The organism is Ligilactobacillus murinus DSM 20452 = NBRC 14221 (genome assembly GCF_001591685.1).
GTDB lineage: Bacteria > Bacillota > Bacilli > Lactobacillales > Lactobacillaceae > Ligilactobacillus > Ligilactobacillus murinus.
This window is the reverse complement of record NZ_BCVJ01000011.1, coordinates 16782-42841: the sequence shown is the minus strand read 5'-3', so window position 1 is coordinate 42841 and position 26060 is coordinate 16782. Positions and strand designations below refer to the sequence as shown.

At 39.8% G+C, this 26060-nt stretch carries 26 protein-coding genes and 1 pseudogene; 4 read left to right on the top strand and 23 right to left on the bottom strand.

What is annotated here, in order from left to right; all coding sequences use genetic code 11:
- Positions 1-99: 99 nt before the first annotated feature.
- The 9 genes and pseudogenes from LMU01S_RS03725 to LMU01S_RS03680 form a co-directional block, all read right to left on the bottom strand.
- Positions 100-1032, bottom strand: a complete 933-nt coding sequence (locus LMU01S_RS03725; RefSeq protein ID WP_056959213.1) for a site-specific integrase — start codon at positions 1030-1032, stop codon at positions 100-102.
- A 420-nt stretch (positions 1033-1452) separates the two neighbouring features.
- Positions 1453-1650: a hypothetical protein gene (locus tag LMU01S_RS03715; protein WP_056959211.1), complete on the bottom strand. Its 198-nt coding sequence runs from the start codon at positions 1648-1650 to the stop codon at positions 1453-1455.
- A 63-nt stretch (positions 1651-1713) separates the two neighbouring features.
- A complete protein-coding gene (locus tag LMU01S_RS03710) occupies positions 1714-2211 on the bottom strand; it encodes a hypothetical protein (RefSeq protein ID WP_056959210.1) in 498 nt (165 codons plus the stop codon).
- Between the two features lie 60 nt (positions 2212-2271).
- Positions 2272-2640 carry an ACT domain-containing protein gene (locus LMU01S_RS03705; protein WP_056959209.1) on the bottom strand — a complete coding sequence of 123 codons (369 nt, stop codon included), beginning with the start codon at positions 2638-2640 and terminating at the stop codon, positions 2272-2274.
- 137 nt (positions 2641-2777) lie between these two features.
- Positions 2778-3245: a Dps family protein gene (locus tag LMU01S_RS03700; protein ID WP_056959208.1), complete on the bottom strand. Its 468-nt coding sequence runs from the start codon at positions 3243-3245 to the stop codon at positions 2778-2780.
- 173 nt (positions 3246-3418) lie between these two features.
- Positions 3419-4301, bottom strand: a pseudogene (locus LMU01S_RS03695) (DUF871 domain-containing protein); the annotation flags it as partial.
- Positions 4302-4792: 491 nt separating this feature from the next.
- A complete protein-coding gene (locus tag LMU01S_RS03690; protein WP_056959207.1) occupies positions 4793-6487 on the bottom strand; it encodes an oleate hydratase in 1695 nt (564 codons plus the stop codon).
- A 129-nt stretch (positions 6488-6616) separates the two neighbouring features.
- Positions 6617-7948: a M20/M25/M40 family metallo-hydrolase gene (locus tag LMU01S_RS03685; RefSeq protein WP_056959206.1), complete on the bottom strand. Its 1332-nt coding sequence runs from the start codon at positions 7946-7948 to the stop codon at positions 6617-6619.
- A gap of 105 nt (positions 7949-8053) precedes the next feature.
- On the bottom strand, positions 8054-8245 hold the full coding sequence (locus LMU01S_RS03680) for a DUF6007 family protein (RefSeq protein ID WP_056959205.1): 192 nt from the start codon (positions 8243-8245) through the stop codon (positions 8054-8056).
- 143 nt (positions 8246-8388) lie between these two features.
- On the opposite strand from LMU01S_RS03680, the gene LMU01S_RS03675 reads away from it, so the two are divergent.
- The 3 genes from LMU01S_RS03675 (at position 8389) to LMU01S_RS10795 (ending at position 10029) form a co-directional block, all read left to right on the top strand.
- Positions 8389-8820 carry an Rrf2 family transcriptional regulator gene (locus tag LMU01S_RS03675; protein WP_056959204.1) on the top strand — a complete coding sequence of 144 codons (432 nt, stop codon included), beginning with the start codon at positions 8389-8391 and terminating at the stop codon, positions 8818-8820.
- A gap of 85 nt (positions 8821-8905) precedes the next feature.
- The gene (locus LMU01S_RS03670) at positions 8906-9592 is read left to right on the top strand and encodes a helix-turn-helix domain-containing protein (RefSeq protein ID WP_056959203.1); all 687 of its coding nucleotides are present in this window, start codon (positions 8906-8908) and stop codon (positions 9590-9592) included.
- Positions 9593-9678: 86 nt separating this feature from the next.
- The gene (locus LMU01S_RS10795) at positions 9679-10029 is read left to right on the top strand and encodes an IS3 family transposase (protein WP_082613073.1); all 351 of its coding nucleotides are present in this window, start codon (positions 9679-9681) and stop codon (positions 10027-10029) included.
- On the opposite strand, the gene LMU01S_RS10555 is transcribed toward LMU01S_RS10795, so the two are convergent.
- On the bottom strand, positions 9967-10221 hold the full coding sequence (locus LMU01S_RS10555; RefSeq protein WP_056959202.1) for a hypothetical protein: 255 nt from the start codon (positions 10219-10221) through the stop codon (positions 9967-9969). The genes LMU01S_RS10795 and LMU01S_RS10555 overlap by 63 nt on opposite strands.
- 235 nt (positions 10222-10456) lie before the next feature.
- Here LMU01S_RS10555 and LMU01S_RS03660 point away from each other — a divergent pair, with 235 nt between their 5' ends.
- Complete coding sequence (locus tag LMU01S_RS03660) at positions 10457-11128, top strand: outer membrane protein assembly factor BamE (protein WP_056959201.1); 672 nt, start codon at positions 10457-10459, stop codon at positions 11126-11128.
- A 39-nt stretch (positions 11129-11167) separates the two neighbouring features.
- On the opposite strand, the gene LMU01S_RS03655 is transcribed toward LMU01S_RS03660, so the two are convergent.
- The 13 genes from LMU01S_RS03655 to LMU01S_RS03595 all read right to left on the bottom strand — a co-directional run bounded on the left by LMU01S_RS03655 (position 11168) and on the right by LMU01S_RS03595 (position 26048).
- A complete protein-coding gene (locus LMU01S_RS03655; RefSeq protein ID WP_056959200.1) occupies positions 11168-12493 on the bottom strand; it encodes a M20/M25/M40 family metallo-hydrolase in 1326 nt (441 codons plus the stop codon).
- Positions 12494-12506: 13 nt separating this feature from the next.
- A complete protein-coding gene (locus tag LMU01S_RS03650; protein ID WP_056959199.1) occupies positions 12507-13337 on the bottom strand; it encodes a MetQ/NlpA family ABC transporter substrate-binding protein in 831 nt (276 codons plus the stop codon).
- Positions 13338-13352: 15 nt separating this feature from the next.
- Positions 13353-14033 carry a methionine ABC transporter permease gene (locus LMU01S_RS03645; protein WP_056959198.1) on the bottom strand — a complete coding sequence of 227 codons (681 nt, stop codon included), beginning with the start codon at positions 14031-14033 and terminating at the stop codon, positions 13353-13355.
- A 32-nt stretch (positions 14034-14065) separates the two neighbouring features.
- Positions 14066-15103 (bottom strand): methionine ABC transporter ATP-binding protein, encoded by a 1038-nt coding sequence (locus LMU01S_RS03640; protein ID WP_056959197.1) that lies wholly within the window; start codon positions 15101-15103, stop codon positions 14066-14068.
- A gap of 469 nt (positions 15104-15572) precedes the next feature.
- Entirely contained in the window at positions 15573-17525 is a 1953-nt protein-coding gene (gene thrS, locus LMU01S_RS03635; protein ID WP_056959196.1) for a threonine--tRNA ligase, read from the bottom strand.
- A 296-nt stretch (positions 17526-17821) separates the two neighbouring features.
- Positions 17822-18751 carry a primosomal protein DnaI gene (dnaI, locus tag LMU01S_RS03630; protein ID WP_056959195.1) on the bottom strand — a complete coding sequence of 310 codons (930 nt, stop codon included), beginning with the start codon at positions 18749-18751 and terminating at the stop codon, positions 17822-17824.
- A gap of 16 nt (positions 18752-18767) precedes the next feature.
- Positions 18768-20135, bottom strand: a complete 1368-nt coding sequence (locus LMU01S_RS03625) for a replication initiation and membrane attachment family protein (RefSeq protein WP_056959194.1) — start codon at positions 20133-20135, stop codon at positions 18768-18770.
- 17 nt (positions 20136-20152) lie between these two features.
- A complete protein-coding gene (nrdR, locus tag LMU01S_RS03620; RefSeq protein WP_056959193.1) occupies positions 20153-20623 on the bottom strand; it encodes a transcriptional regulator NrdR in 471 nt (156 codons plus the stop codon).
- A 17-nt stretch (positions 20624-20640) separates the two neighbouring features.
- Complete coding sequence (gene coaE / locus LMU01S_RS03615) at positions 20641-21246, bottom strand: dephospho-CoA kinase (RefSeq protein ID WP_056959192.1); 606 nt, start codon at positions 21244-21246, stop codon at positions 20641-20643.
- Positions 21243-22073, bottom strand: coding sequence for a DNA-formamidopyrimidine glycosylase (gene mutM, locus LMU01S_RS03610; protein ID WP_056959191.1), 831 nt, complete (start codon positions 22071-22073; stop codon positions 21243-21245). Before mutM ends, coaE begins: the two co-directional genes overlap by 4 nt.
- A gap of 19 nt (positions 22074-22092) precedes the next feature.
- Positions 22093-24765 (bottom strand): DNA polymerase I, encoded by a 2673-nt coding sequence (gene polA, locus LMU01S_RS03605; RefSeq protein ID WP_056959190.1) that lies wholly within the window; start codon positions 24763-24765, stop codon positions 22093-22095.
- A 94-nt stretch (positions 24766-24859) separates the two neighbouring features.
- The gene (locus tag LMU01S_RS03600; RefSeq protein ID WP_004048096.1) at positions 24860-25561 is read right to left on the bottom strand and encodes a Bax inhibitor-1/YccA family protein; all 702 of its coding nucleotides are present in this window, start codon (positions 25559-25561) and stop codon (positions 24860-24862) included.
- A gap of 43 nt (positions 25562-25604) precedes the next feature.
- Complete coding sequence (locus tag LMU01S_RS03595) at positions 25605-26048, bottom strand: MaoC/PaaZ C-terminal domain-containing protein (RefSeq protein WP_004048097.1); 444 nt, start codon at positions 26046-26048, stop codon at positions 25605-25607.
- Positions 26049-26060: the final 12 nt, after the last annotated feature.

Sequence of the window (26060 nt, the reverse complement as noted above, 5' to 3'; positions counted from 1 at the left end):
TGTAGGTATACTAACTAAAACTTGCTCAGCATCCCCTATAAACCCTTATTTCATGCGGATTCTCCCCAACTACGTAAACCATCCTCATGTAGAAAAATATTAGTTACTTAGCCCAGATAGCGAGCGCATAACCAAATCAACGTCTTTGTTCTCTAATTCTGCAATAATATGCAAGTATGTTTTTTGTGTCGTAGTCATACTTGCATGCCCCAATCTTCGTGCCACACTGGCAATTGACACCCCGGCAAATAATAACAACGATGCATGGGTATGTCGCAAACCATGGATCGTGATCACTGGAATACCTACATTTTTGCAATGTCGCTCTAAACGCTTATTAGGTGTCGAATTCCAAACCTTACCTTTTACAAAAATCGGCTCATCTTCTGGCAACCCCTTCAATAATTCTGTGAACTGAATGACCGTCTGCCAATCGATCTGAATCTTGCGGTTAGATGTAAAGTTTTTAGTTGGCATAAATCCAGTGTCGTTTTTATAATCCCATGTCTTATTTACACGTACAGTTTGGTGTAAAAAATCAAAATCTGCTGGCGTTAATGCTAATGCCTCTGAAAAACGCATTCCCGTTTTAGCGATCAGTAAAATCATCCAGTCCCAATTGATCTTTGGACCTAGATCTAAATCACTTAGAAGCTTATGAACTTCAAATTGATTTAAAAACTTTTGCTTCTTTTCACGTGGTGTTTTTCCCTTAATGATCGCTTTTCGTGTTGGGTCACGATTGATCCATCCTTCATCAACTGCATCTAAGATCGCTGCTTTTAATTGATGATGAAAATCCATCGTTGTTTGGCGTTCATGGTATTTTGCATAATCGTTTAACAATTGCTGATAGGTCGTACGATTCAACTGGCATACTTCTAAATTAGGAATCAACTTAACTAGCCACTGCTGCGTCATTTTGTATTTTTGCATTGTTACACGTCGAATTGCACCTTCCTTATAGATATTGATCCAACGTGCGTAGTATTCGTGAAATAGCTCGTGCTTTGTATTTTTATTGTTTTCCATTTTTTGTTCCCCCATAAATTTATAACCATGAGGATGGCTTACGTTGTTGGAGAGTAATTTTAGTTTACTACGGTTATTTAATTGATTAGACACAAAAAAAGCACTATACCATCAATTAGATGATACAGTACTATAGCTCCCTTAACCCCACTTTAAGATTTTAATTCCACACGACAAAAAGACGCCCTACTCAGGCGCCAATCGCTCTATCGTGAACGCTTTATTCGAATAATACCAATTAAAGACCAACCAAACATCGTTCCTATCACTATACAAATATATCTATTTACATTGAGATCGATTCCGAAAAGATACGCTATACCAAGAAAAATAAAAGCAATTAACAGAGCAACTACAGCTTTTTCTACAATCTCCAAATATTTCTTCATAAACTATCCCGAAGTTTAAGTGCCAATTCTTTTATTCAGTATCACGTATTTTCCATTTTTCCAATCCCTTGAATACCAAAACAACACTTGCAATCACTAACAAACTAACTAAAATATTAACGACTAAGTTCACTTCAGCAGAAGGCATCAACTTGGCAATAAACAAACTATAAAAATACTGCGTAACAAAAATAGCAACTACAATAGCAATATTCATTTTATCTTTCATGTTCAAGACCCCCTTGCGATCACAAAAACAGTAACCGTTTACACTTTAATTATACACTATACATCAGTGACTTTGATACAGCTTTCCGTCAAATGATAATTTCCACTTAGGATCATAGAAGCATGCTTCACTTGGATACATTATCTTTTGCAACCCAAACGCTTGCAACAACGCATCTCCCTTAGTGATCACTTGCTGATATTTCTCTAAACTGATAGTACCTTGCTGCAATTGTAAACCCAAAAATCCCGTGTGGATATACATGTGGCATTCATGACAGATCGAGACATATCCGGTCAATGTTTGGATCAAATTAACAAAATCATATTCATATTGCTCGTGGAGTTCAAGCCAGTCCCCAGCAGTATGACTGACATATCGTTGACAGATCATGCAGTGATGATCAGCTAACAAACGATATTGTTTTTTCAGCTTATTCCATTCAAATTCTCCCATGATCGTCCGCGGATTCACATAATGCAACGCCGGTGGAACTGGTGGTTGCGTCAAAACTGTGACCATATCGATAGCTAATTTTTTATTTGTTTGTCTTTCTGACATCTGCTCATCCCCTCATACGCTTGGTCACTTTCTCAGTGTAGCTCACATCTCATTTACTGTTTATTCTACGATCTGATAACCTGCTTTAGCCAATACATCTAATGCTGATTGATAGTCTTTTGCCTTAGTCAAGATGTAATCCGTATTGTAAGTTGAGATCGCAAAAATACCGATTTTATTTTCTGCTAACAAAGTCGAGATCTTAGCCAAGATCCCGATCAGTGAAAAATCTAACACACCTTGGATCCGGAAAGCTTTCCAAGCATCATCACGTTCCAAGACGTTTGGAGGTACATCTTTAGTCAAACAAACTAGTGAGTTTTCTTCGTCTGTTTTTCCCGTAAAACAGTATTCCTTATTCAAGTCAACTTGTGAATAATCTTTTACTTTGCAAACTGAAAAATCATGTGCGATAACTTTTAATTCCATATTCGTCTCCTCTTCTTACACTTATTATAGCTGTAAGTATAGCAAGTGGATATACGTTGTGCAATATTTCGTTAAGCGTTAGTTGTATACAAAAAACATCATGCTATCAAGCGATAACATGATGTTTAGACTCTTAACTATTTATCGATCTCAGGTGCGTTACCTAGTTCAGCACTTACCATCCAGATTTTCTTTTCGATATCGGTCTTAAATCCGATAAAGATATCTTGTGTGCTGTGATCTTGTTCTTGATCACTGACTTCGATGCCTTTTTGATATAATGCTTCAAGATAGCGATAACCTTCTAGCAATTTAGCTAGATGTTCTGCCATCGTCTTGTCATAGCTACCAGGTTCATCTTTGATCCCTGTATGCTCAGTCATTTCACGAAGCGTTGAATATGGTGCTCCATCAAGAATGATCAAGCGTTCCGAGATCACATCGAGTTGATCATTGATCTCATCCATGAATTCATCCATCAAGGGGTGTAACTTCAAAAAGTTGGTGCCACGCATATACCAATGTGTTTGATGAATGATCATCGACATTTGGCTCAGATCTGCAACAAGTTGGTTCAAAACTTTCTTTGTTTCTCCATACTTCATGTAAAATTCCTCCCAAGATAAATTAGAATGTTTCTACATTATCTACTATAACATTAATTTATCAGAAATTCTAAGAATTGAACTGAGTACTTCTACACCTTATGATAACTGCGATTTTTATTACTTCCCAGCTATTTCACACATAGTTTATCGATCACTTACACCTCAAACGCTCAGTTTCTAGGCACAAATTTAAACTTTGTCCACGGTTTGACAAAATCTAACAGCATCAATTCTTCTGGTGGATCTTGCCAACTAAACTCTTGCGTGGATCACTGTACGGTTCTAAAACGATCTGGAGCTCATTTTTATACTTTCCAAAGTCATCATTGCCGATCACCACATCGCCTCTTTGGAATTCCTTGGTATTATCATGAGCTGGGTTAGTCTGCTCAGCGTATTTTGCGCGCACCATCGTCGAACGGATCGCACTGGCTGTAATATCGCCCCGCCGGAAGTGCTTCGGGTAGGCTACGATCTTTTTTTCAAGCTTCGTTACTTGCGGTACAAACTCGATCCCTAGACTCAATTTATAGCGATCGATTGCTGCTAGTGATCTTAGTTCTTCATCTGAAGCATAGGCATTACCAATGATCACCGTATCGATCAACCCAGTCGAAAACAGATGTCGTGCCTGCAGTTCAAGCGGTGGATGCCGATGCATTTCAAGCGTAGGTAAGCCATCATTGACATCCCACGGTCCACCTTTAGCACTTTGACTTGTTACAAAAGCTGCTGTTTTGATGCCATGGCGCTTGAAACGTTGACTGCAACTGACAAAGAAATCATACGGCAAGGCTGAACCTTCTTGCAGATAGAAGTTATGACACCCATAAATAAAGGGTTCATTAGCTTCATATGACAAGATATTTTCCAAATATACTACATTGTTGCTCATATTCAGCTCGATCGCAGACCTTCGGGGTTATAACTCAACATGGCTTCTTTACTGCCATCAAAGCCTTCGTCTAATCTGATCCCATCAGCCCCTAATTTGGTCAACTCATTGAGATAACGACTAACATTAGCCCGATCGATCTGTAATTTATCTGCTAATTCTTTTGCAGTGAATTTATTATGGTTTTTAGTTAATATCTCTAATATTTCTTCTTTTCTCGATCTCAAAAATACACCTCTTATTGGTCTAGATCAATCATATTGTAACCATTTTCTTTTTTAGATTACTAGCAAATAGCCTTACCCAAAAAGTCGTAAGCATCTCGGCTACTACTTTAAAATTATTTAAGTAATATATTTTTTATTTTATTACATTGTACTAATTTATCTAAATATCTTGTTCTTTAGGGACCGATCTAGGTGAGTGTAATGATGCGCTTTTGGTATAATATCCGTACTAAAAAATAGCGAACAACTGTCGAAAAGAGCTTTTTGGTCTGTTCTACTCATATTTGCAATGGTTGAAATTCTATGCATACTATGCGTAAAAAAACACTCCCCACATTTCTGCAGGAAGTGTTGTATGGGTCATCCCTATCAGTTGACGGACACCCTCTTATTATTTACGAGAGGCTAAACTTGGACACATACTATTCAAACATTCGCTTAGCAGCTCGCATCAAGACCCGGGGATCTTTGTCATAGCGTGGTGTCTTGACCAATTTGCTCATCGGCACACCGGCAAAGTGGAAAGCAGCGATCTCACCAGAACGAACAGCACTTTGTTCGGTAAAGACCATCTGATATGGTTGTTCCACAAATTCACCGGTAAAGGCTAAGTTCGTCGAATGTTCTGGGATGACTTCTGGGCGATCGCTCTTAGCCCGGTTATTGAACAAAGCAGAAGCATATGGCATATAAACTGGGATACAATTGATCACGCTATCCATGATCGCTGCTTCTTTTTCTTTGATATTGACCGGTCCGGGATCGACTTTAGAAAGTTGCCCGATCAATTCTTGTAACATCTCTTTACCAGTCATCTTAATGTATTGCTTATCAACAAATTCACCCCGCCGTCTTGGGTAAAGGAAATAACCCCATAAGACGGTCTCATTTGGTTTTTGCGTCGTAAAGTGCGGTTGATGGTGAACAACGATCGACATATTGACATCTTCATGGCCTAGTGGTGTGATCGGCTCTGTTGATAGAAATGAATTGAGCGCATTCCCTGGTAATTGGGTCGTGATCCGTGTGATCTCATTTAACAACAGATGATCTTTGGTCGTCAAAGTAAAGCTGACCCATTCTGAAGCGTTCCGATCAGCAAAGAATTTATCTGGATTACCCAAATTATAGAAATGCTCAGTCGCTTGCTTCCACAGTGAGGAAGCAGCCCCATAGTCCATATTTTCCGGTGCAGGTGTATTGAAGTCACCCAGGCTAGCCGAGTCTGTGATCGAACCATTCGTAAAGAAGACGGCGGTATCAGAAGCGATCGCAACATGCTTCTTTTCGTTTGTCGCAGTATCTAAGATCTCTAAACCAGTAACGGTGATCTCATCTTGCATCGACGTCTCTTTGAAATCAAAAGCTTCGACCCGACTATTCATCACAAACTTGCATCCTTGACCTTCGAGGTATTTGATCAAAGGTAACATAATACTTTCAAATTGATTATAGCGTGTCCGATTGACGCCAACTAAGTGTTCGATCTGAGTAAATTCATAGATCATTTGGTGCATATAGCGCCGTAATTCTTGCGCTGATGATTCAACGCGAAAGGCAAATGTCGTCTCCCACATGTACCAGAAATTCGTTTGGAACATATGTGGATCATCTTTAAAGTATTCAGCGATCGAAACATTGTCCAATTCTTCTTCCTTATCATCAGGTAACATGATCAAGCGGGTCAATAGCATGCGGTCTAAATTATTCAGTCCTAGTTTGTGACCATCAATGATCCCTTTACCACCTTGCATCAGCCGTGCTTTATCAAATGTCCGGTGTTTGCTATCAAAATCACGCGTATCTTCAGCCGCTGTCATACCTGGCTCAGTTACTGAAGGGATCCGATCTAATAGATCCATCAGATCAACATAAGTCCGATAATTCAACATCCGCCCACCACGTGCAACGTAGCCCTTGGTGTTTTCCATTGGATGGTTCTTGTTCCAATACTGTTCAGCTGCAACTGAAGCGGCAGCACCATCATTTGCTCCATGTAGATCAAGGGCATAAAAAGTGATGTCTTCGCCACGCCAATGACCTTCTTGGATCAAATAAACGGCGGCAGCCATATTAGCGATACCAGCACCGATCATTACTGCTTTATTCTTTAACATAACATATCACCCTATCTATCAAATTTCACCTCCATTATAGTTCTCTTACAGTAAAAATACAGATAAAAACACTCAAAAAAGCGACAAAATCCTCATTTCGTCGCAAATAACCACTTAGTTCAAAAAAATTTAATTTTTACCAAATTCCACCAAAATATCACCTAAAAGCTGAGTTCCATCCCCAAAATCCTGGAGTCGAATATGCTCATTGGGGCTGTGCACCTGGCTTCCGGCATAAGAGACCCCTAAGATCACGATCGGTAGGTCCAGTTCATTACTAAAGGCCTCAGCAGGACCACCACCAGCTGAATTAGGTAGATATTTAGTTTGTTTACCGTAGTATTCTTTGGCCTTAGCAAGGACTAATTGGATAAAGGGATCACTCATCGGTGAACGATGCCCATTTTCACCTAGACGATACCTGACTTTCAGATCTTCAAAGCCATTTTTATCTAAATGTTCTTGGATCAACTGTGCGATCTTTTTTGGATCTTGTGAAGGCGTTAACCGACAATCCAATTTCGCCGAAGCCATATGCGGGATCACCGTTTTGACACCTTTACCTTGATAACCAGCAGTCAAACCATTGATCGTCATCGTTGGTTCATTGACTAACGCTAATTTATGCTCGGCTTTGAGGGTCCGTCTCAAACCAGCCCGACTGATCGCCACATCTAAGTCAAAATCATAGGCAAAAACGGCTTCTTCTTCCGCCTTGCTCAACGGTTGGACATCATCATAAAAACCTTCAACTAAAACTTTGCCGGTATCATCACGTAAAGTAGCTAAGCCACGAACTAAACGCCAAGCAGCATTTTCTGCATATGAAGCTAACGATGAATGCAGATCGATATCAGCTGTTGTCGTTTCGACATCAAAGACCGTGATCCCCCGCATACCACCGACGATCTGATAATTGTCGACGTAGTTTTTGCCACCACCTTCCCAGATACAAGCATCTGCGGCTAGTTTGGCTTTGTTTTCCTTAACGATCTGTTCGACATGTAAACTGCCGATCTCTTCTTCACCTTCAACAAAAAATTTCACGTTGACTGGCAAACCACCATTTGCCTGAAAATATTTAACTAAGACTAAGCGTGAGATCAGCTCGCCTTTATTATCGGAAGCTCCTCTGGCATAAAGTTTTTCCTCCCTGATCGTCGGTTCAAAAGGATCACTTTCCCATTTCTCCAAGGGTTCTGGTGGCTGAACATCATAGTGCTGATAAAACAAGATCGTTTTAGTCGGATCATTGCCAGTAAATTCAGCAAAGATAGCTGGCGCATGTTCCGGACTCCCTAATTTTTCCACCCGAGCTGCCCCTAACTCATTAAAAACTTTCACCAGATACGCTGCCGTCTCGGGGATCTCTCTTTGCTGGGCTGAGATCGAACGCAAACGCAACAGCTCAAAATAGTCCGGTAAATGTTTTAACGCAAATTCACGTAAATTTTCTTTCATATTGCTCACTTCCTTTAGAAAATCACTTCATTTTTTTCTAAAGTATATTTAATATATTTTTCGTTGTCAATCAAAAAAGGCACTTCTGACAAGCGCCCCACTAGCTTAATTTTTCCTAACTCGCAGACGTTTCAAAATAACATCTAAAATCATGTATACACCAAACATCACAACGATCATTATAACTATGTTTATTCCGATCTCAAGCCAAGTATCATTAGGTAAATACCAAAACAAAAACAGATCACAAATGATATAACCGATCACGTTATACAATATCTCCTTGTCAGCTTTCATAGTTCCCTCCTTATTGTGATAGCGCATCCATATCTAATCTTATTATAACATAATTATTGACCTCAATGTTGTAACCATTGACATCACAACTCACGCAAAGTATAGTTGACTATATTGAAGTTATATTTAAAGAGGTGATATTCATGCAGATCTCAAGCCGTTTCACGATCGCTATGCACATTTTAACTTATATCGCTACTGCTCCAGCAGAAGAAAAAGTGACCAGTGAGATCTTAGCTGATAGCGTCCAAGTCAATCCGGTGATCATCAGAAACATCTTATCTCAATTAAAAAAGGCTGGCCTGATCGCAGTCAAACGCGGTCAAGGTGGCGCTTCGATCATCAAAGACTACGAGCAACTCAGCTTATTTGATGTCTATCAGGCTGTCGATAGCATTAAAGATGGCACGCTCTTTGGTTTTCATGCTGATCCTAACCCTAATTGTCCCGTTGGGCGTAACATCCACCATATCTTAGACGATAAATTATTACGCATCCAACAAGCTATGGAAAACGAATTAAAAACGATCACCTTAGCCGAAGTTTTGCAAGATGCAAAAAAATATCTAAATTAAAATAGACAGATATACCTTGATATGATCCCCTTAGAGTAGACACAGAAATAATAAAATTCTGTGATTCTATTCTAGAGGGATTTTTATGTCTAAAAGAACTACTAAACACACTATTGAAGAGCGGTATGATGCTGTTACTAAGTATCTTAGTGGGCTATATTCCAGAATAACTATTAGTAAAGAATATGGTATCGATGAAAATACTTTAGCGAACTGGATACGAAAATATAAGGCTAATGGTATTGATGGCTTAAAAGAGTCTCGAACGTGGAAAAGATATCCCGCTGATCTGAAACTAAATGCTGTCCTAGACTATTTGGAAAATGGTTATTCTTTACGCAAATGTTGTGATAAATATAACATTTCAAGTCGTGAAGTTTTACGCCAATGGATTAGATTGTATACTAGTGGTAAAAGCTTTAAAACCACTGGAGGACATGCAAACATGAAACATGGCCGTAAAACTACCTTTAAAGAACGCTTGGAGATCGTTCAATATGCTTTAGCTCATGATAAAGACTACCAAAAGGCGATCGATAAGTATAAAATCTCATACTCGCAAGTCTATTCTTGGGTCAGAAAGTTCGAAAAAGATGGCGAAGTTGCCCTTCAAGATAAGCGTGGAAAGACCGTTAAAGATCGTGAATTCGAAACTTTATCCGAAACTGAACGCCTTAAACTCGAAATCTTACGCCTAAAAGAACGAAACGAATATTTAGAAACTGAGAATGTCATCTTAAAAAAATTGGACGAGATCGAAAGGAGGAGATAATTCAAGTACCTAAAAAGATTCGTTTTAAAGCTATCAAGGAAGCCTTAGATGATGATCCTAAACTAAATGTCAGATCACTATGTAAAATGTTAAAAGTCTCTCGTTCTGGCTATTATCGCTACTTAAGTGCGCCTAAATCAAATCGATGCTTAGAAAATGAATGGCTAAGTGAGATAATCAAAAAGGAATTTCACGCTTTAAAGGGCATATATGGATCTAGACGTATTAAAATATTGATCGAACGAAAATATGGTAAATATTATAATCTAAAGCGGATCAAACGTTTAATGCGCAAATTAGGCATAACTTCATCGATCAGAAGAAAACGCAAAGGTTGTACTAAGTCGGGTTATTCAAACTATGAAGAAAATGTCTTAGGCCGAGATTTTACGGCGAAAGCTCCTGATCTCTACCTGTGCCACTCCAGTTTTCAATAAGCCACATGAATTCAATACAGTTCCAGAATCTAGCCAAAAAGTTTTATTTGTTGCATAGTCTACAAATGATACAGTATTGTTTTTTGAAACAAAGGTGACTGTGTATGGAGCATTAAGAAATAACGTTCCAACCTTAGTCAAATGTTTTTCATGCTCACCAACTTTAGTTCCATCAGAATACGTAAAATTCATAAATATGACCTCCCAATATCACTTTATTTATCCATACTATTTTATGGATAGCACATATGATATCACTTTTTTGATCTCATATTTAAATATTTCAAAATTGGTATTACTAAGCTACATATTTGGTAATATTTTTTCACTAAGCTATATAAATACACTTATAGTGCAGCACGATCATAAGTTAAAATCTTTGCTACTTATCACTTAGAGGACTAAGATAAAGACGGAGGTTTTTTTAATGAAATTTAAATATGTATCAGTACTTGGTCTTGCATGTTTGAGCTTGGGACTTGCAGGAACTTTTACTTATCAAGCAACGACCCAAAACATCCAAGCTAATACAGTATCCACTAAGAACTTCAAAGAGATCAAACTTGGCATGAATAAACGTCAAGTCGTCGATATTTTGGGAGAGCCTGCCCACAACAAATATGAAGACAGCGTTTGGACTTACCAGATCAAAGATAAACAGACCTTGACTTTGATCTTTGACAAAGAGACTTTAGAAAACGTCAACGATCATACCTTGATCAGTACTAAAGATAGTGTCGCTAAAAAAGTTTCACCTAAAACGTTGAAAAAAAATATCAATTCAGACTTTGCCAAATATTTTAAACAAGCCTATGAGTATGCTAAAGTAGGTCAGACCGAATTTGCTTGGAGTACAATGATCGCTAAAGTCACGTTTAATGGTGACGACGAGGTCAAAGTTACTGCTGTCAATGGCTTCAACAATACACCTGCCAAGGAAAAAAATGAGATCGCAAAAAAGATCGCCAAACTCAGTCAGTCCTTTCTACACCGCTATAATAAGAAGGACTTTGACCTAGAGTTTTATGAAAACAAACACGAAGTCGGAAGCAATAAAAATGATTCCTTGACCAAGTTTGAGTGGAAAAATAATAAGTAATAACCACTTAAAAAGCAAGCCAAAACGACTTGCTTTTTATTATTTTCCAATTTCTTCTAGCAACTCTTTAAGATAACCGGTAAATTGCTCAAAATCAACTAACCGGATATTTTCATCAGCCCCATGCTCATTGCTCTGCGCATAGCCGATCCCACCACTTATCACGGGGATCCCTAAATCATCCCCAAAGACATAAGCCGGACCTGCTCCAGAAGCATTGGGTAAGTAACATACATTATCTTCACCATATCGTCTCTTTGCGACTTGATATGCTTTACTTACAAAAGGTGAAGTTATATCTGTTCTAAAACCTTTCTGACCAACGATATATTTGACCTTTAGATCTTCAAAACCATTTTTTCGCAATTGCTGGGCGATCACCTTAGCTACTCGTCTTGGATCTTGACTAGGTGTTAAACGACAATCGAGCTTTGCGACTGCATAACGCGGCAAAACAGTCTTTACCCCTACTTCTTGATAACCAGTCGTGATTCCATTGATCGTTAAGGTGATTCCATTGACCAATTCTTTTTTGGGATCTTTAGTTAGAAAAGGTCGCTTAAGTCCACTTGCTTTTTTAACTGCGCATTTATCAAAAGGACTTTTTACAATGGCTTTTTTCTCTGTCTTAGTTAATTCATCGGCATCAGTCTTAAGATCAGCGACCAAAATATTTCCTTTCGTATCACGTAGACTTGCCAAGCCTTGCACCAACCGCCAAGCAGCACTTTCAGCATAGCTTGCCAACGACGAATGTAGATCATAGTCTGCAGTCTCAACTTCGATCTCTAAGGCAACGATCCCGCGTACCCCACCTACGATCTGATACTTCTCAGCTTCATTTTTTCCGCCTCCTTCCCAAAAACAGACATCAGCTGTAAGTTCTTTTTGATGGGTGGCAACACATTTTGCTAGATGCGCACTGCCGATCTCTTCTTCACCTTCTACGATAAACTTAACGTTGACTGGCAGTTCACCTTTTTGTAAGAAGTACTTGACTACGATCAATCTGGCTATTAGTTCACCTTTGTCATCAGAAACACCACGTGCAAAAAGCTTGTCTTCACGGATAACTGGCTCAAATGGATCACTAGTCCAACGCTCTAACGGTTCGGCTGGTTGAGTATCATAGTGATTGTAAAAAAGAACTGTCTTTTCTTTTCCAGCGTCAAATTCAGCAAAGATCACGGGATTTCCGCCATGCTCTGTCCAAGTTTTTGTTTTAGTCGCCCCGAGCGCTTTAAAAGTATCGACTAACCAGTCACTGGTCTGCTTTATTCCGCTATCTTGAGCTGCGATCGTTTTTATTCTGAGATAATCAAAATGATCTGCTAGATGTTTCAATGCGTATTCTTCAATTTCCATAAAATCCCCTCACTTATTTAGTCCCAAATTTTTCCCACGCTGCCACACTTCCACCCTTAGAAGTTTTAGCGATCACTTTTTTAGTCTCTTCTGTTTGATAGGCTTTTACGATCTTTTTGTAAGTCTTATTGTTATTATCTTCTTTTCGGGTCGCGATCACATTTACATAAGGTCGTGATTTTTTATCAAGTGGCTCTAAATAAATCGCATCTTTTTTAGGCGTCAACCCGGCATCAACCGCTACCCCATTATTGATGATCGCTGCATCGACTGAGCGCAATGAACGAGCTGTCTGTGAAGCATCTAATTGCTTAATGTTTAAATGCTTTTTATTACTGGTGATATCGCTTTTTGTCGGTGTATCGCCACTTTTCTTTTTTAATTTGATCAAACCGGCAGATTCTAAAAGTTTCAAAGCCCGCCCACCATTTGTCGGGTCATTTGGAATGGCTATCACGGACTTATTTTTTAAAGACTTGACGTTCTTTACTTTCTCAGAATAGATCCCTAGTGGCGCTATCACTGTATTGCCGATGCTTACTAGGTCGGTTTTACGTTCCTTATTGTAGTTATCTAAGAAAATTTGTGTTTGAAATGAATTAAGATCTACATCTCCCGTGGCTAAGGCTTTATTTGGTTGGTTATAGTCTGAAAACTTAACATATTTGATATTGATCCCTTCTTTTTTTAGTCGTTTTTTTACACTGTCCCAAACATCGGTATCAGCACCAACTACACCCAATTTGACCGTTTTATCTTCAGCTGCTTGGGCTTTAGTTGTGGCAAAAATAAAGCTAGCTAAAATAAAACTCGCAACTAGTAAATACTTGAATACTTTTTTCATGATAGGTTCCTCCAATTAATGTGAAATTTTTTTGATCAATAAATTACTGATATACTGACTTAAAAAGACTAAGACTAGTATCAAGGCCGTGGCGACCACCGTCACATCATTTTCAAAGCGATTATATCCCTGTGAGATGGCCAGATCGCCTAAACCACCAGCCCCAACAGCTCCCGCCATCGCCGTCAAACCGATGATGCTGATCATTGTTAAGGCAGATACGCGGATCAAACTGCTGAGTCCTTCTCGTATGTATACTCGCCAAATGATCCCTAAGCGACTGAGCCCCATCGCTTGGGCCGCTTCGATCAGGCCTGGATCGACCTCTAATAATGCGGTCTCGACTTGACGAGCAAAAAAGGGGATCACCGTGGCTATCAGTGGGACTAAAGCCGCTTTCGCCCCGATCGTTGTTTTGACGATAAATTGTGTCACAACGGCTAAAAGAGCTAGTAAAATGATAAATGGAACTGAGCGGACTAAGTTGATCACTTTATCTAACAGCCAAAATATCAGCTTATTTTCATAAAGTCCGCCCGGTCGACTGACAACTAAGATCACGCCTAAGACTAACCCCAATGCTCCTCCGATCAAGGCTGTCCAAAATGTCATGTAGATCGTCTGCCAAGTGGCTTCAAAAAAGACCTGTGGATCATTTGCTACATTAGGCAAATATTTTTCAAAAATCGTTTGCATTATCTGTCACCTCTTTATTTTTCGATTTGTAACTACACACCAAGTGTTGTTATTTCTAGCGACCTAACTTTTAATCCCCTACTTTTTAAATACGCAAGACTCTTCGTTTTATTTGCTTCGCTTCCCTTAAAACTGACGATCAGTTTTCCCATCGGGGTCTCTTGCAAATACTCGATATTACCGTATAAAACATTAGCGATGATCCGAAATTTTTCATATAGCTCGATGAGTAACGGCTCATTAGTGATATCTCCCGTATAGGCCAATTCTACCAGTGTCTCATCTGCTTTAAGATCGGTGTGTTGCAGTAACTTGGAAATGATTTCCTCTTGTTGAAAGGCTGTTTTAATGAATTCTGCGGTCAATTTCTTTTGTGGTTTACTAAAAAGTTGTAGTACCGTGCCTTTCTCAACGATCTCACCCTTAGACATCACCGCTGCTTGATGACAGATCTCTTTTACGACCTGCATTTCATGCGTGATCAATACGATCGTTAGCTTCAATTCTCTATTCAAATGCTGTAATAGCTCCAGGATCTGTTTAGTTGTTTTAGGATCTAAAGCACTTGTCGCTTCATCACAGAGTAGTATCTTAGGTTCCGACGCTAAAGCTCTAGCGATCGCGACCCGTTGCTTTTGTCCACCCGACAATTGGCTGGGATAAGCATCGACTTTATCTTCTAATCCCACTAATTTGAGTAATTCTGCCACTTTAGCTCGTTGCTTTTCTTTAGAAATATTATTATATTTAAGCGGAAATGAAACATTTTCGCCGATCGTACGCGTCTCTAACAAATTAAAGTGCTGAAAGATCATCCCGATCTCTTTTCTTTTTTGACGCAACTCTTTTTCATTCAATTCGTTTAATACACAATCTTCAATTCTCACAATTCCCGTCGTTGGTCGTTGCAACCGATTGATAACACGGACCAGTGTACTTTTCCCAGCACCCGAATAACCAACGATCCCAAAAATAGTTCCTTTAGCGATCTTTAAGTTGACATGTTTGACTGCTTCGACTTTTTTCTCATCATTACCAAATACAACAGAAACATTTTCTAATTCTATCATTTTGATCATCTCCTTCTTTCACATAAAAAAACGCCCCCATAGCTACTATGCTACAGGGACGTTTACACGTGTTACCACCCATCTTCGTCATCATCTCACAATAATGACCTCACTAAGTACACCGCAAAATGCAGTAGACCCGCGAGCTGTAATGGGCTCGACCCAGACATGGCTTACATTTGCTCACCCTGTCATCATGCTCAAAGACCATCTTCACCTAGTTTTGCACTATCTACTCTCAGCACACCATAGACTCTCTGTGATCGGCCCAAGCTTAGGTTACTCATCTCATCATCGCTCACGTTATTTTTATGTTGTTTCTAATATTAACCACTAAATATAATGATGTCAACTAGTTTTTTAATTTTTTCTGAATTTTTTTCAAAAATATGCAAACTTTGAATAATAAAAAGCGCCTGCCTTGGTGAGATCTCATCAAGAGCAAGCACTTTTTATTCAAAACTAATTTTTAGTCTTCTTTACGGCTGTAAGTTTCAATGTCATGCAAGATAAGGTTTCTGAATTCATCTTGAGTCATTGTTTCAGTCTTTTCACTACCGTATTTACGAACAGTCACAGTGCCATCAGCTACTTCTTGGTCACCAACAACTAAAGTATATGGTGTCTTCATCACTTGAGCTTGACGGATCTTGTAACCCATCTTTTCGTTACGATCATCGATACTTACACGGATCTGATGTGCTCCCAATTTTGAGCTCAATTGACGTGCATAATCCATGTGAAGCTCATTCTTAACTGGAATGATCTCAACTTGCTTTGGAGCTAACCATGTTGGGAAAGCCCCCTTGTACATTTCTGTCAAGTAAGCTGTGAAACGTTCCATCGTTGATACGATACCACGGTGGATCATAACTGGACGGTGTTCTTCACCATCAGCCCCAGTATATTTGAGATCGAAACGTTCAGGTAACAAGAAGTCCAATTGGATCGTGGAAAGTGTTTCTTCTCCACCAAGAGCCGTCTTAGTTTGAACGTCTAATTTAGGACCGTAGAAAGCAGCTTCACCTTCAGCTTCAAAGTAATCCAAGCCAAGATCATCCATGGCTGCTTTTAACATCCGTTGAGATTTTTCCCACATTTCATCATCGTCGTAGTACTTATGTGTGTTTTCAGGATCACGGTAGCTCAAACGGAAACGGTAGTCCTTGATGTCAAAGTCATGGTAAACATCGACCATCAATTGAAGTGTCCGCTTGAATTCTTCTTCGATCTGATCTGGAGCTACGAAAGTATGACCATCATTTAATGTCATTTCACGTACCCGCGAAAGACCTGTCAAAGCACCTGATTTTTCATAACGGTGCATCATCCCTAGTTCAGCGATACGTAATGGAAGATCACGGTATGAACGAATATGGTGGTTGTAAACTTGAATGTGAGATGGGCAGTTCATCGGACGCAATTCAAGTAATTCGCCATCACCCATGTCCATTGGTGGGAACATGTCTTCGCGGTAGTGATCCCAGTGACCTGATTGCTTGTAAAGATCAACGTTAGCTAAAATTGGTGTGTAAACATGTTCATAGCCACGAGCAACTTCTTTATCGATGATATAACGTTCGATCGTACGACGGATCGTAGCCCCATTTGGCATCCAGTATGGTAGACCGGCACCGACTTTAGGATCAACAAAGAAAAGATCTAAATTGTTACCGATCACACGGTGGTCACGTTCACGTGCTTCTTTTCGACGTTGTAATTCAGCATCAAGGTCTTTTTGCTTGTAAAAAGCTGTCCCATAGATACGTTGTAACATTGGGTTGCTTGAAGCACCTTTCCAGTAAGCCCCAGCCACTGAAAGTAATTGGAACACTTTGATCGCACCAGTTGAAGCCAATTGTGGTCCAAATGAGAAGTCATTGAAATCACCCAATTTATGAGCTACGACTTTACCAGCGTTATCAGCAGCGATCTCTTTGACTAATTCCGTTTGGTATTGATCACCATCAACTAATTGCAAAGCTTCTTCTTCTGTATATTCAACACGTTCGATCGGTAAGTTTTGCTTGATGATTTCTTGCATCTTTTGTTCGATCTTTTCAAAATCAGCTTCAGCCACTTGACCAGCTGCATTATCTGTATCAAAGAAGAAGCCATGTTCTAAGGCCTCACCTTGACCAAACTTCATTTCTGGATAAAGGCTATGCAAAGCACTAGCTAAAACATTAGCAGCTGTTTGCCATAACACGTTCATTCCTTCATCAGAATCTTTCGTGATGATCTTGATCTCACCATCTTCGTTTAAAGGTTCGTTGTAATCCACTAATTTACCGTTAAATTCACCTGCAACAGACTTCTTAGCTAAGCTGATGCTGATAGATTTTGCGATATCTTGTGTTGTTGTTCCAGCTGCAAATTGTTTTACAGCACCATCTGGAAACTTAACATTGATCTCTGACATTATTATGATCCTCCTTGTTTTTTGCCAAGACATAAAAGACGCCCCTAGTGCTCCATTGAACACTAGGGGCGTCTTTAACGCGGTTCCACCCAATTTCAAGGTCAGTTGACCCTCTCTTGATCGTCGATAACGGAAACGAGCCGTCCTACCTTTGCAGTAGGCTATCGTGATAAAAGTGGTAAGCTCCTCTTTAAGAGACTTGCAGTCAAAGGTCTCTTTCCCTGAATTGATTTGCCGTTTGTCTTTTACTTAATGTAATTCCTATTTAAGCACGAAACCTCTTTAATTTCAAGTCATTATTCCGGATTTCGGCGATTTTTTCCTACAACATGATATTCATCGGCCAAAAATTTGATCCGTTCCATAATGCGCTTGGCCTTCAAAGGCTCGGCTTCCCCCCGATTGTTGACCGTCAAATACTGCTGTTCTAGCTGTGTCAACGAGAGATTCGAGCTAAAAAAGGTCGGTAACTCTTCTTGCATCCGGTATTGTAAGATGACCCCTAAAACATCATCTCTTAGCCAGCTACTCAAAGAATCAGCCCCGATATCATCGATCATCAAGACCTGTGCTTTTTTTAAACTATCGATATACTCTGTCGTTTGATTTTTACTGATCGAACTTTTGATCTCAACAGCAAACGATGGAAAATGCACCAAAGTCGTTTGATAGCCCCTTTTAGCTAGATCGTTAGCGATCGCTGCTAAAAGATAGGTCTTACCCACACCAAAACTGCCTTCTAAATACAGACCCTTGTGAAATTCTTTTGGTTTTTTAGAGTAACTATTAACAAAATCCAAAGCCGCTTTTAAAGCCTCCATGCGTTCATCACTACGCTCATAATCTTTTAACTGCGCTTTACGAACACTACGCGGTAGATTGATCGTCTTAACACGCGCTTCCAAAGCTTTTTGCTCACGCCTTGCTTTGAGCTCAGCTGTAGGAACGTACACGACTTCGACCCGGTGATTGCTGATCGCAAGTGTCGGTAGATAGCCTGGTGCAAAAGTCTGTTTACCTTGAGCTATCTGCTTTTTTAAAGTCACAAACTCATACAATTTACTCGCACTTTTCATCACATCTGCCTGTGTCAAAGTTTGACTGTTTTCAGCCAAAAAAGTCCGCACCTCGGTATCCTGCAAGATCTCGGTGATCAGCTTTTGATAGCGCTCGTTCCAATTATTTCTTTGCATCTGCTCAGTCAAATTCTTGCCTAGATCTTCCATTTTAGCCACCGCCTTCCTATTCACTTTGTTCTAGCTGTGCCAATAATTCGTCTATCTGAGCATTTAGTACCTGTTTATCCGCTTTAGTTGACTTAGCTTTAGGTTCTTTTTCATCTTTTGCCCAGTCCGGCAAAGTTTCTTTTTGTACGATCTGCTGTTTTCGCCCATAATATTTTTTTTGTTGTTTCTTTTCACGAGCTTTCTGGTTAGCCTCACGCATGTAGACCATTGCTTCTTCTGGAGTCTTGATCTTCTTTTCGGCTAACTTAGCGGCAGCTTTAGTAAAACGATTAGCCACTTTATCTTCTAACATCGTGTTATTTTGAGCGATCAAATAATAGTGCAACAAGACATTGATCACCGCATTGGGTAAAACTTGTTTTTCAACTAGAGTTTTGACCGTATATCGCTCTAAATTCGTCACAAAACTATTCTTTTGCCGTTTGAGTTCTTCGATGAATTCAAGCGGCAGATATTGTTTTGAAACAGCGATCAGCGCTAAATCAGTTTGCGTCAATTCCGCACTCACCGCTGGATCGATCGGTGCGGTCGCTTTAACTTCTTTAGGTGTTAGCTCTTTGAATTGCCGATCAAATTGCTGAGTGGCTAATTTCTTGACAAGTTCAAGATCGACTTTATCGTCCTTGACATTTAGTGCCTGTTCGAGCAATTTGACGAGTTCTAGTTCATTTAGACCATATAATAAAGCGATCGACTTTAAGGTCTCAAGTGAACGGCTGATCTCAGTTGCCGGCACAAAAGATTGGGCTAAAAGCTCTTTTAAATATTCTATATCTAGATCGACTTCGACTGAATCAACGAGATTTTTAGCCGGTTTAGCTGTCGCTTTTACCTGTGAATTTTTGAGTAATGTATCTTTTTTCACAGTAAAGACATCTAGAAGCGACTTGGTGATCTCTTTAGCATCAGTATAGGTGAGATCTGGTTTGACAAATTCTTGTTTCAACTCGTCATATTGGGTCTGACCCAATGAATCGGCTAAAAGCATACTCAAGAGGTCATCTTTAAAAAAAGCCTCGGCACTCAAAGGAGCTTGTAACTCATAGATAAACACTTGACCAAGCTCATCTTTTTGAATGAATGTCTTCAATAGTCCGAGTGCTTCTAATCTGATCCGGGCTTCGTAAAAGTCACGCAAACCTAAATTCAAAATATCCAATAGCTCTTTATGCATTCGGCGCGCTAACAAGTCTGGTGTTTGAGCTACTTTAGCCGCTAATAATGAATAAATACCATAAGCATTGACTCCCATCAACGGCTGGTAGAGCTTTAAAATGACTTTGAACTCTGTCGAACCGATATGGGCTTTAGTATTGACAACGTAACCATCCTTAGGCGACATCTGCCTTAAACCTTCACTCATCGCCTAACATCCCCCAACTACTTATTTTTTTCGTTATCACGTGCCATCAAGTCTTGCAATTCCCTTGCAAAAGATGCCATATCTTTAAATTCACGATAGACGCTAGCAAATCTGATATAGGCGATATCATCGACATTGGCTAAGATCTCCATCACATATTCACCGATCAATTGACTGGAAACTTCATTACCTCCGACTGCACGGATCTTTGTTTCAACTTGATCAACGATATTTTGGATCTCATCCATTGCAACAGGCCGTTTTTCAGCTGCTCGCATAACACCACGCAAGACTTTTTCACGATTAAATTCTTCTCTGGCACCATTTTTCTTAATAACTAATAGTGGCGCTGCTTCTACTCTTTCAAATGTAGTAAAACGGAAACCACAATTTTCACATTCCCGCCGGCGCCGAATAGCATGTCCATTGTCGGCGGGACGGCTATCCACTACACGTGATCCATTTTGGTGACAATTTGGACACTTCATAATCTTTACCTCACTGCCTAATTCTCGATTAAATTATTTATCTTTAGCCATTTTATCACTTGCGCTTGCGTTTCTTCAACTGTTCCCGAACTATCTACTGTAGTTGTAGCCAAATTCCGCCTTTTTTCAGCAGACATTTGACTAGCGATCCGCTCAAGTGCCGCCTTTTCACTCAAATGATCGCGTTTCATGATCCGCTTTAGTTGCACTGCTTTAGGAACTTCAACATTGATAACTGCATCACAATGATCTGCATAACCATTTTCGAATAATAAGGCAGCATCGATCACAACTACTTTATGCCCCTGTTGCTCAGCCAAGGCCAACTGTTTTTCATATTCAGCTTTGATCAAAGGCTGCATGATCTGGTCTAATTGGGCTAATTTCTTAGGATCACTAAAGACGAGCTTACCAAGCTTAGCCCGATCTAAAGTCTGATCAGCTTGGATGATCTGAGGTCCAAATGTTTTTTGCAATTCAGCCAGACCAGGCGTCGTTGGTTCAACGATTTTTCGGGCGATCACATCAGCATCAAGGATCTTAAAATCTAATGTTTGCAAAAAATTACTGATCGTCGTTTTGCCCATTCCGATCCCACCAGTCAAGCCTAAAATATATGTCATTTTACCACCTGCTGACACTGCGGACAAAAATGCGTGCCTCGTTGTCCTACCACGATCTTTTGGATCTTTGTACCACAACGTTTGCACGGCTCACCGGTTTGACCGTAGACATCTAGTTCAAATTGAAAGGCGCCCGTTTTTTGGAAAGCATCCGTGTAACTTCTGATCGTTGTTCCACCAGCTTCGATCGCCTTAGCTAATTCAGTGATGATGTTATCATGCAATGTCGTTGCTTGCTCTAAGGTCAATTTTTGACATGACGTCTCTGGATGGATCTTACTTTGCCACAACACCTCATCAACATAGATATTGCCTAACCCCGTGACCAAAGTCTGGTCAAGTAAGGCAGTCTTGATATTTTTCTTCTTTTTTTGTAGTTTTTGATAAAAATCAGCAACTTTAAAAGTTTCAGCTACTGGCTCAGGTCCTAATTTAGCTAAACTTGGCAGATCTTCTTCACTGCCCGTTTGAACTAATTGCATCCGCCCAAATTTACGAACATCGTTATAGCGCAACTGCCGACCATCAGTTAGATAAAAGATGACATGTGTATGCTTGTCGACTGGATCAGTCGCTTCTTTGACATAAAACTTACCTTCCATGCGCAAATGGGACACGACGGTAAGATCATTTGAAAACCTAAAGAGCAAATATTTACCCCGCCGTTGGATATTTTCAAGTGTTTGATCTTTTAATTTAGCTCTAAAATCGTCAGCATCACCAACGATCATCTTAGGATATAAAACTTCGACGCGTGCGATCTTTTGACCTAGAACTAATTTTTGCAAACCACGCCGGACTGTCTCTACTTCTGGTAACTCTGGCATTTTTTCACCTCATCTTATACTATTTAGTCTCAAACCACGTCTTACCACTAGCACTTTCGACCTTTAATGGGACCGAAAGTTCAACGGCCGAATCCATGATCTTTGGTACTAACTCTTTTAGTTTAGAGATCTCTGCTTTAGGTGCTTCAAAGATCAACTCATCGTGTACTTGTAACAACATCTTGGCTTCTAAGCCTGCATCTTTTAAAGCTTGTTGCATATTGATCATTGCAACTTTGATGATATCAGCTGCACTGCCTTGGATCGGAGTATTCATCGCAGTCCGTTCTGCAAATGAGCGCAAGTTGTAATTTTTGCTCTTGATATCTGGAAGGTACCGCCGACGATGGAAAAGTGTTTCAACGTAGCCTTTTTGGCGCGCACTTTCAATGATATCTTGCATGTATTGATGTACTCCAGGAAATGAGGCTAGATACGTCTCCATAAACTCTTTTGCCTGCTTACGGGTACTCCCGATACTTTGTGCCAAACCAAAATCACTGATCCCATAAACGATCCCAAAGTTGACCGCTTTAGCTTGGCGACGCATGTTAGCTGTAACTTGGCTTGGATCATCTAATCCAAAAATACGCATCGCAGTATTAGCGTGAATATCAAAATCATCTTTAAAAGCTTGTTGCATGTGCGGATCTTTTGAAATATGGGCTAAGACTCGTAACTCGATCTGCGAATAATCAGAAGCAAAGATCTCCCAATCCGGATGACTTGGTACAAAAGCTTGCCGGATCTTACGCCCTTCTTCTAAACGAACAGGGATATTTTGCAAGTTAGGATCAACTGATGATAGACGCCCAGTTGCCGTTAAAGTTTGTGTATAACGTGTGTGGACCTTACCATCAGCTGCGATAACTTTTAATAAGCCTTCAACATAGGTCGATTGTAATTTAGCCAATTGACGGTAAGCTAAAATATTATCGATGATCGGTGACATCCCACGTAATTTTTCTAAGACATCTACAGCCGTTGAGTAGCCTGTTTTAGTCTTTTTAACAACTGGCAATTTTAATTTTTCAAACAAGATCACCCCAAGTTGCTTAGGTGAATTGATATTGAATTTCTCACCAGCTTCGTTATATATTTGTTGTTCTAACTCACTCAAACGTTCCTTAAACTCACTTTGCATGATATCTAAGCGTTCACGATCGACTTTGATCCCAGTGATCTCCATTTGCGCTAAGACTAAAGAAAGTGGACGTTCGATCTCAAAATAAAGATCTTCTTGCTCATTTTCAGCTAGTTCTTTCATCAACTTATCTTCTAGATCTGAGATAGCTTTGAGTTTATGCGCTAAGTGCTCAAAATATATCGCATCATCAACTGGAACTTTGCGCTTAGCCCCTTTTCCATAGACTTCTTCATCGGTCAAAACATCGAAGTAGTCATGACGCTTGGCTAAATTCCCCAGATCATTGCTGTTATCGCTGGTATTTAGCAGATATGAGACTAAAAGTAAATCAAAATTGATATTTTTTAGTTCAATACCTAGACGTTTTAAGGCTACATAGGTCTGTTTACCATCAAACACATCAACTTGGATCGCTGGATCTTCCAGTAATTGCTTTAGTTTGGGTAATTTTAAGAGCTCAACATCTCTAGTTGCATAATAGCGGTCATCGATCTTAAGCCCAAAGCCCCAAAAGTCAGCCGTATGGTAATTATCATCACTTAGTTCAAGATAAAAGCTGATATCTGAAGCTTTATCATAAATTAACTTTTCGACCTTAGCTTCATCTAAAGCTTCGACCTCTAATTTGCTCAAAGTAGGTCCTGCACTGACATCGTCGGCTGAACTAGTTTGTAATTGAGCGATAAAACTCTTAAAATCCATCTCTTCAAAGAATTTGAGCAAATCTTCTTTTTTAGCTCCTGGCCAAGTTGTCTCAGTTAAAGTGAGGGCTACTGGAGCATCTTTTCTGATCGTCGCAAGATCTTTACATTGAAATGCGAGCTCTTTATCATTGATCAAGTTTTCTTTTAACTTGGACTTTTTCATCGCTTCAATGTTTTCATAGATCCCTTCGATCGTGTCGTATTGTTTTAAAAGTTTGATCGCAGTCTTTTCACCGACTTTAGTTACCCCCGGATAGTTATCTGAGCTATCACCTGTCAAGCCCTTCATATCAACGATCTGTGCTGGTTGTAAGCCATATTTTTCGACCACATGAGCTGGTGTATATTCTTCGATCTCCGTTACCCCTTTGATCGTTACTGCAACGGTCGTCTTATCAGTCGTCAACTGCGTCAGATCGCGGTCACCCGTTACGATCGTGACTTGATACCCTGCTTTTTCTGCTTTGGCTGCCATCGTTCCGATAATATCATCAGCTTCATATTCTGGTAATTCATAGTGTTTGATCCCATAAGCATCAAGCAATTCTCTGATGTAAGGAAACTGTTCTGACAATTCATTTGGGGTCTTGGAACGCCCACCTTTGTAATCAGCATAAGCTTTCGTTCTAAAAGTCACTTTGCCAGCATCAAAAGCAACTAAAACATTACTCGGTAAAACATCGCCCAAGATCTTGTCTAGCATCAATTTAAAGCCATAGATCGCATTAGTATGCAGCCCAGCGTGATTGACAAAGCGTTCTAATTGATTATGGAGTGCAAAGAAGGCTCTAAAAGCCACGCTATTGCCATCCACTAATAACATTTTCTTATCTTCTGCCATATCGATCCGTCCTCTTATCTAGTTTCTTTTATTTTAACAAATTTTTCGTAGAAATAAAAAAAGCCTCTCCGAAAAGTCGAAGAGACTCGTTTGACTAGTCGCGGTTGCCACCAGCACCAGTAAAGATATTCAACAAGAAGATAAAAATGTTGATAAAATCTAAATAGAGCTGTAAAGCACCCATCAAGGCCAAATTATTAACATTTACTTGTGAACCCATTTGAAGATACATTTGACGTAAGCGTTGGGTATCCCAAGCTGTCAGACCAGCAAAGATCACTAAACCGATAAAGGAAAAGACATAAGTGATCATTGGGCTTTGCAAGAACAAGTTGATCAACGAGACGATGATAAACGCGATCAAAGCGGCACGAGCTTGGCGACCGATCCCTGAGAGATCTTTTTTAGTTGTTGAGCCCATAAAGGACAAAACAGCAAACATCACAAAGGCGGAAACAAAAGCACTGGTAATGTTTTGGGCAGTGTAGACGATAAAGATCCCACTAAAGAGTAGACCTTCCAACCCTGCAAAGACGAACAAACCTAAAGCACTCACTAAAGGTGAACGTTGTGACTTAAGCGACGACATGGAGTAAGCCAAAACTAATTGGACCCCAAAGACTGCAAATAAGGCGATCGGATTACTCATAAACCGGATCACAGTTGGGCTAAACGAACCAAAGAAAGCCGTTAGCGCCGAAACTGCTACTGCAGCACTCATATACCCATACATCTTAGTAAAGAAACTGTTCAAGCCAGCATTACTATTGTTGTAAACTTCGGGATTATTATTCATAAAATTCTCCTTCTTTCAAGTATTTAATTGATCATAAATGTAGCTAATCTTGCTGACGCGGAGGCCGAGCCATGACAACTGAATCTAAAACGCGTTCATTTTGACGGTTACTACCCTCAACTGAGATCATCACAACTTCTTTCATCGTATCAACTTTGATCACTTCAAAACTGAATGTGACGATCTCATCATGATAGACTGGCCGAATGAAGTTAGCTGAAAAATTCACCACTTCACTCCCAGGTCCAGGTAATAATTTTGAAACTGAGCTCGTAATGATCCCACTCAACAATACTGGCGGCACAACTGGACCAGCGTGCCCTAATTTTTGTGCATATTCATTTTGAATATACAGTGGGTTATTATCGTTAGTCAGTCCCAAATAGATCAATAGATCTCGTTCTGAGATACTTTCCGTTACAGTCAATGAATCGCCTTCTTTGATCTCAGCGATCGTTTTGCCCTGCCGATGCACATCATCAGGCATATAGCTTCACCT

What these genes read in the sequence shown, in the direction of transcription:
- LMU01S_RS03725 (WP_056959213.1), bottom strand. Translation starts at nt 1,032, where the DNA reads ATGGAAAACAATAAAAATACAAAGCACGAGCTATTTCACGAATACTAC.
- LMU01S_RS03715 (WP_056959211.1), bottom strand. Translation starts at nt 1,650, where the DNA reads ATGAAAGATAAAATGAATATTGCTATTGTAGTTGCTATTTTTGTTACG.
- LMU01S_RS03710 (WP_056959210.1), bottom strand. Translation starts at nt 2,211, where the DNA reads ATGTCAGAAAGACAAACAAATAAAAAATTAGCTATCGATATGGTCACA.
- LMU01S_RS03705 (WP_056959209.1), bottom strand. Translation starts at nt 2,640, where the DNA reads ATGGAATTAAAAGTTATCGCACATGATTTTTCAGTTTGCAAAGTAAAA.
- LMU01S_RS03700 (WP_056959208.1), bottom strand. Translation starts at nt 3,245, where the DNA reads ATGAAGTATGGAGAAACAAAGAAAGTTTTGAACCAACTTGTTGCAGAT.
- LMU01S_RS03690 (WP_056959207.1), bottom strand. Translation starts at nt 6,487, where the DNA reads ATGTTAAAGAATAAAGCAGTAATGATCGGTGCTGGTATCGCTAATATG.
- LMU01S_RS03685 (WP_056959206.1), bottom strand. Translation starts at nt 7,948, where the DNA reads ATGAAAGAAAATTTACGTGAATTTGCGTTAAAACATTTACCGGACTAT.
- LMU01S_RS03680 (WP_056959205.1), bottom strand. Translation starts at nt 8,245, where the DNA reads ATGAAAGCTGACAAGGAGATATTGTATAACGTGATCGGTTATATCATT.
- LMU01S_RS03675 (WP_056959204.1), top strand. Translation starts at nt 8,389, where the DNA reads ATGCAGATCTCAAGCCGTTTCACGATCGCTATGCACATTTTAACTTAT.
- LMU01S_RS03670 (WP_056959203.1), top strand. Translation starts at nt 8,906, where the DNA reads ATGTCTAAAAGAACTACTAAACACACTATTGAAGAGCGGTATGATGCT.
- LMU01S_RS10795 (WP_082613073.1), top strand. Translation starts at nt 9,679, where the DNA reads ATGTTAAAAGTCTCTCGTTCTGGCTATTATCGCTACTTAAGTGCGCCT.
- LMU01S_RS10555 (WP_056959202.1), bottom strand. Translation starts at nt 10,221, where the DNA reads ATGAATTTTACGTATTCTGATGGAACTAAAGTTGGTGAGCATGAAAAA.
- LMU01S_RS03660 (WP_056959201.1), top strand. Translation starts at nt 10,457, where the DNA reads ATGAAATTTAAATATGTATCAGTACTTGGTCTTGCATGTTTGAGCTTG.
- LMU01S_RS03655 (WP_056959200.1), bottom strand. Translation starts at nt 12,493, where the DNA reads ATGGAAATTGAAGAATACGCATTGAAACATCTAGCAGATCATTTTGAT.
- LMU01S_RS03650 (WP_056959199.1), bottom strand. Translation starts at nt 13,337, where the DNA reads ATGAAAAAAGTATTCAAGTATTTACTAGTTGCGAGTTTTATTTTAGCT.
- LMU01S_RS03645 (WP_056959198.1), bottom strand. Translation starts at nt 14,033, where the DNA reads ATGCAAACGATTTTTGAAAAATATTTGCCTAATGTAGCAAATGATCCA.
- LMU01S_RS03640 (WP_056959197.1), bottom strand. Translation starts at nt 15,103, where the DNA reads ATGATAGAATTAGAAAATGTTTCTGTTGTATTTGGTAATGATGAGAAA.
- thrS (WP_056959196.1), bottom strand. Translation starts at nt 17,525, where the DNA reads ATGTCAGAGATCAATGTTAAGTTTCCAGATGGTGCTGTAAAACAATTT.
- dnaI (WP_056959195.1), bottom strand. Translation starts at nt 18,751, where the DNA reads ATGGAAGATCTAGGCAAGAATTTGACTGAGCAGATGCAAAGAAATAAT.
- LMU01S_RS03625 (WP_056959194.1), bottom strand. Translation starts at nt 20,135, where the DNA reads ATGAGTGAAGGTTTAAGGCAGATGTCGCCTAAGGATGGTTACGTTGTC.
- nrdR (WP_056959193.1), bottom strand. Translation starts at nt 20,623, where the DNA reads ATGAAGTGTCCAAATTGTCACCAAAATGGATCACGTGTAGTGGATAGC.
- coaE (WP_056959192.1), bottom strand. Translation starts at nt 21,246, where the DNA reads ATGACATATATTTTAGGCTTGACTGGTGGGATCGGAATGGGCAAAACG.
- mutM (WP_056959191.1), bottom strand. Translation starts at nt 22,073, where the DNA reads ATGCCAGAGTTACCAGAAGTAGAGACAGTCCGGCGTGGTTTGCAAAAA.
- polA (WP_056959190.1), bottom strand. Translation starts at nt 24,765, where the DNA reads ATGGCAGAAGATAAGAAAATGTTATTAGTGGATGGCAATAGCGTGGCT.
- LMU01S_RS03600 (WP_004048096.1), bottom strand. Translation starts at nt 25,561, where the DNA reads ATGAATAATAATCCCGAAGTTTACAACAATAGTAATGCTGGCTTGAAC.
- LMU01S_RS03595 (WP_004048097.1), bottom strand. Translation starts at nt 26,048, where the DNA reads ATGCCTGATGATGTGCATCGGCAGGGCAAAACGATCGCTGAGATCAAA.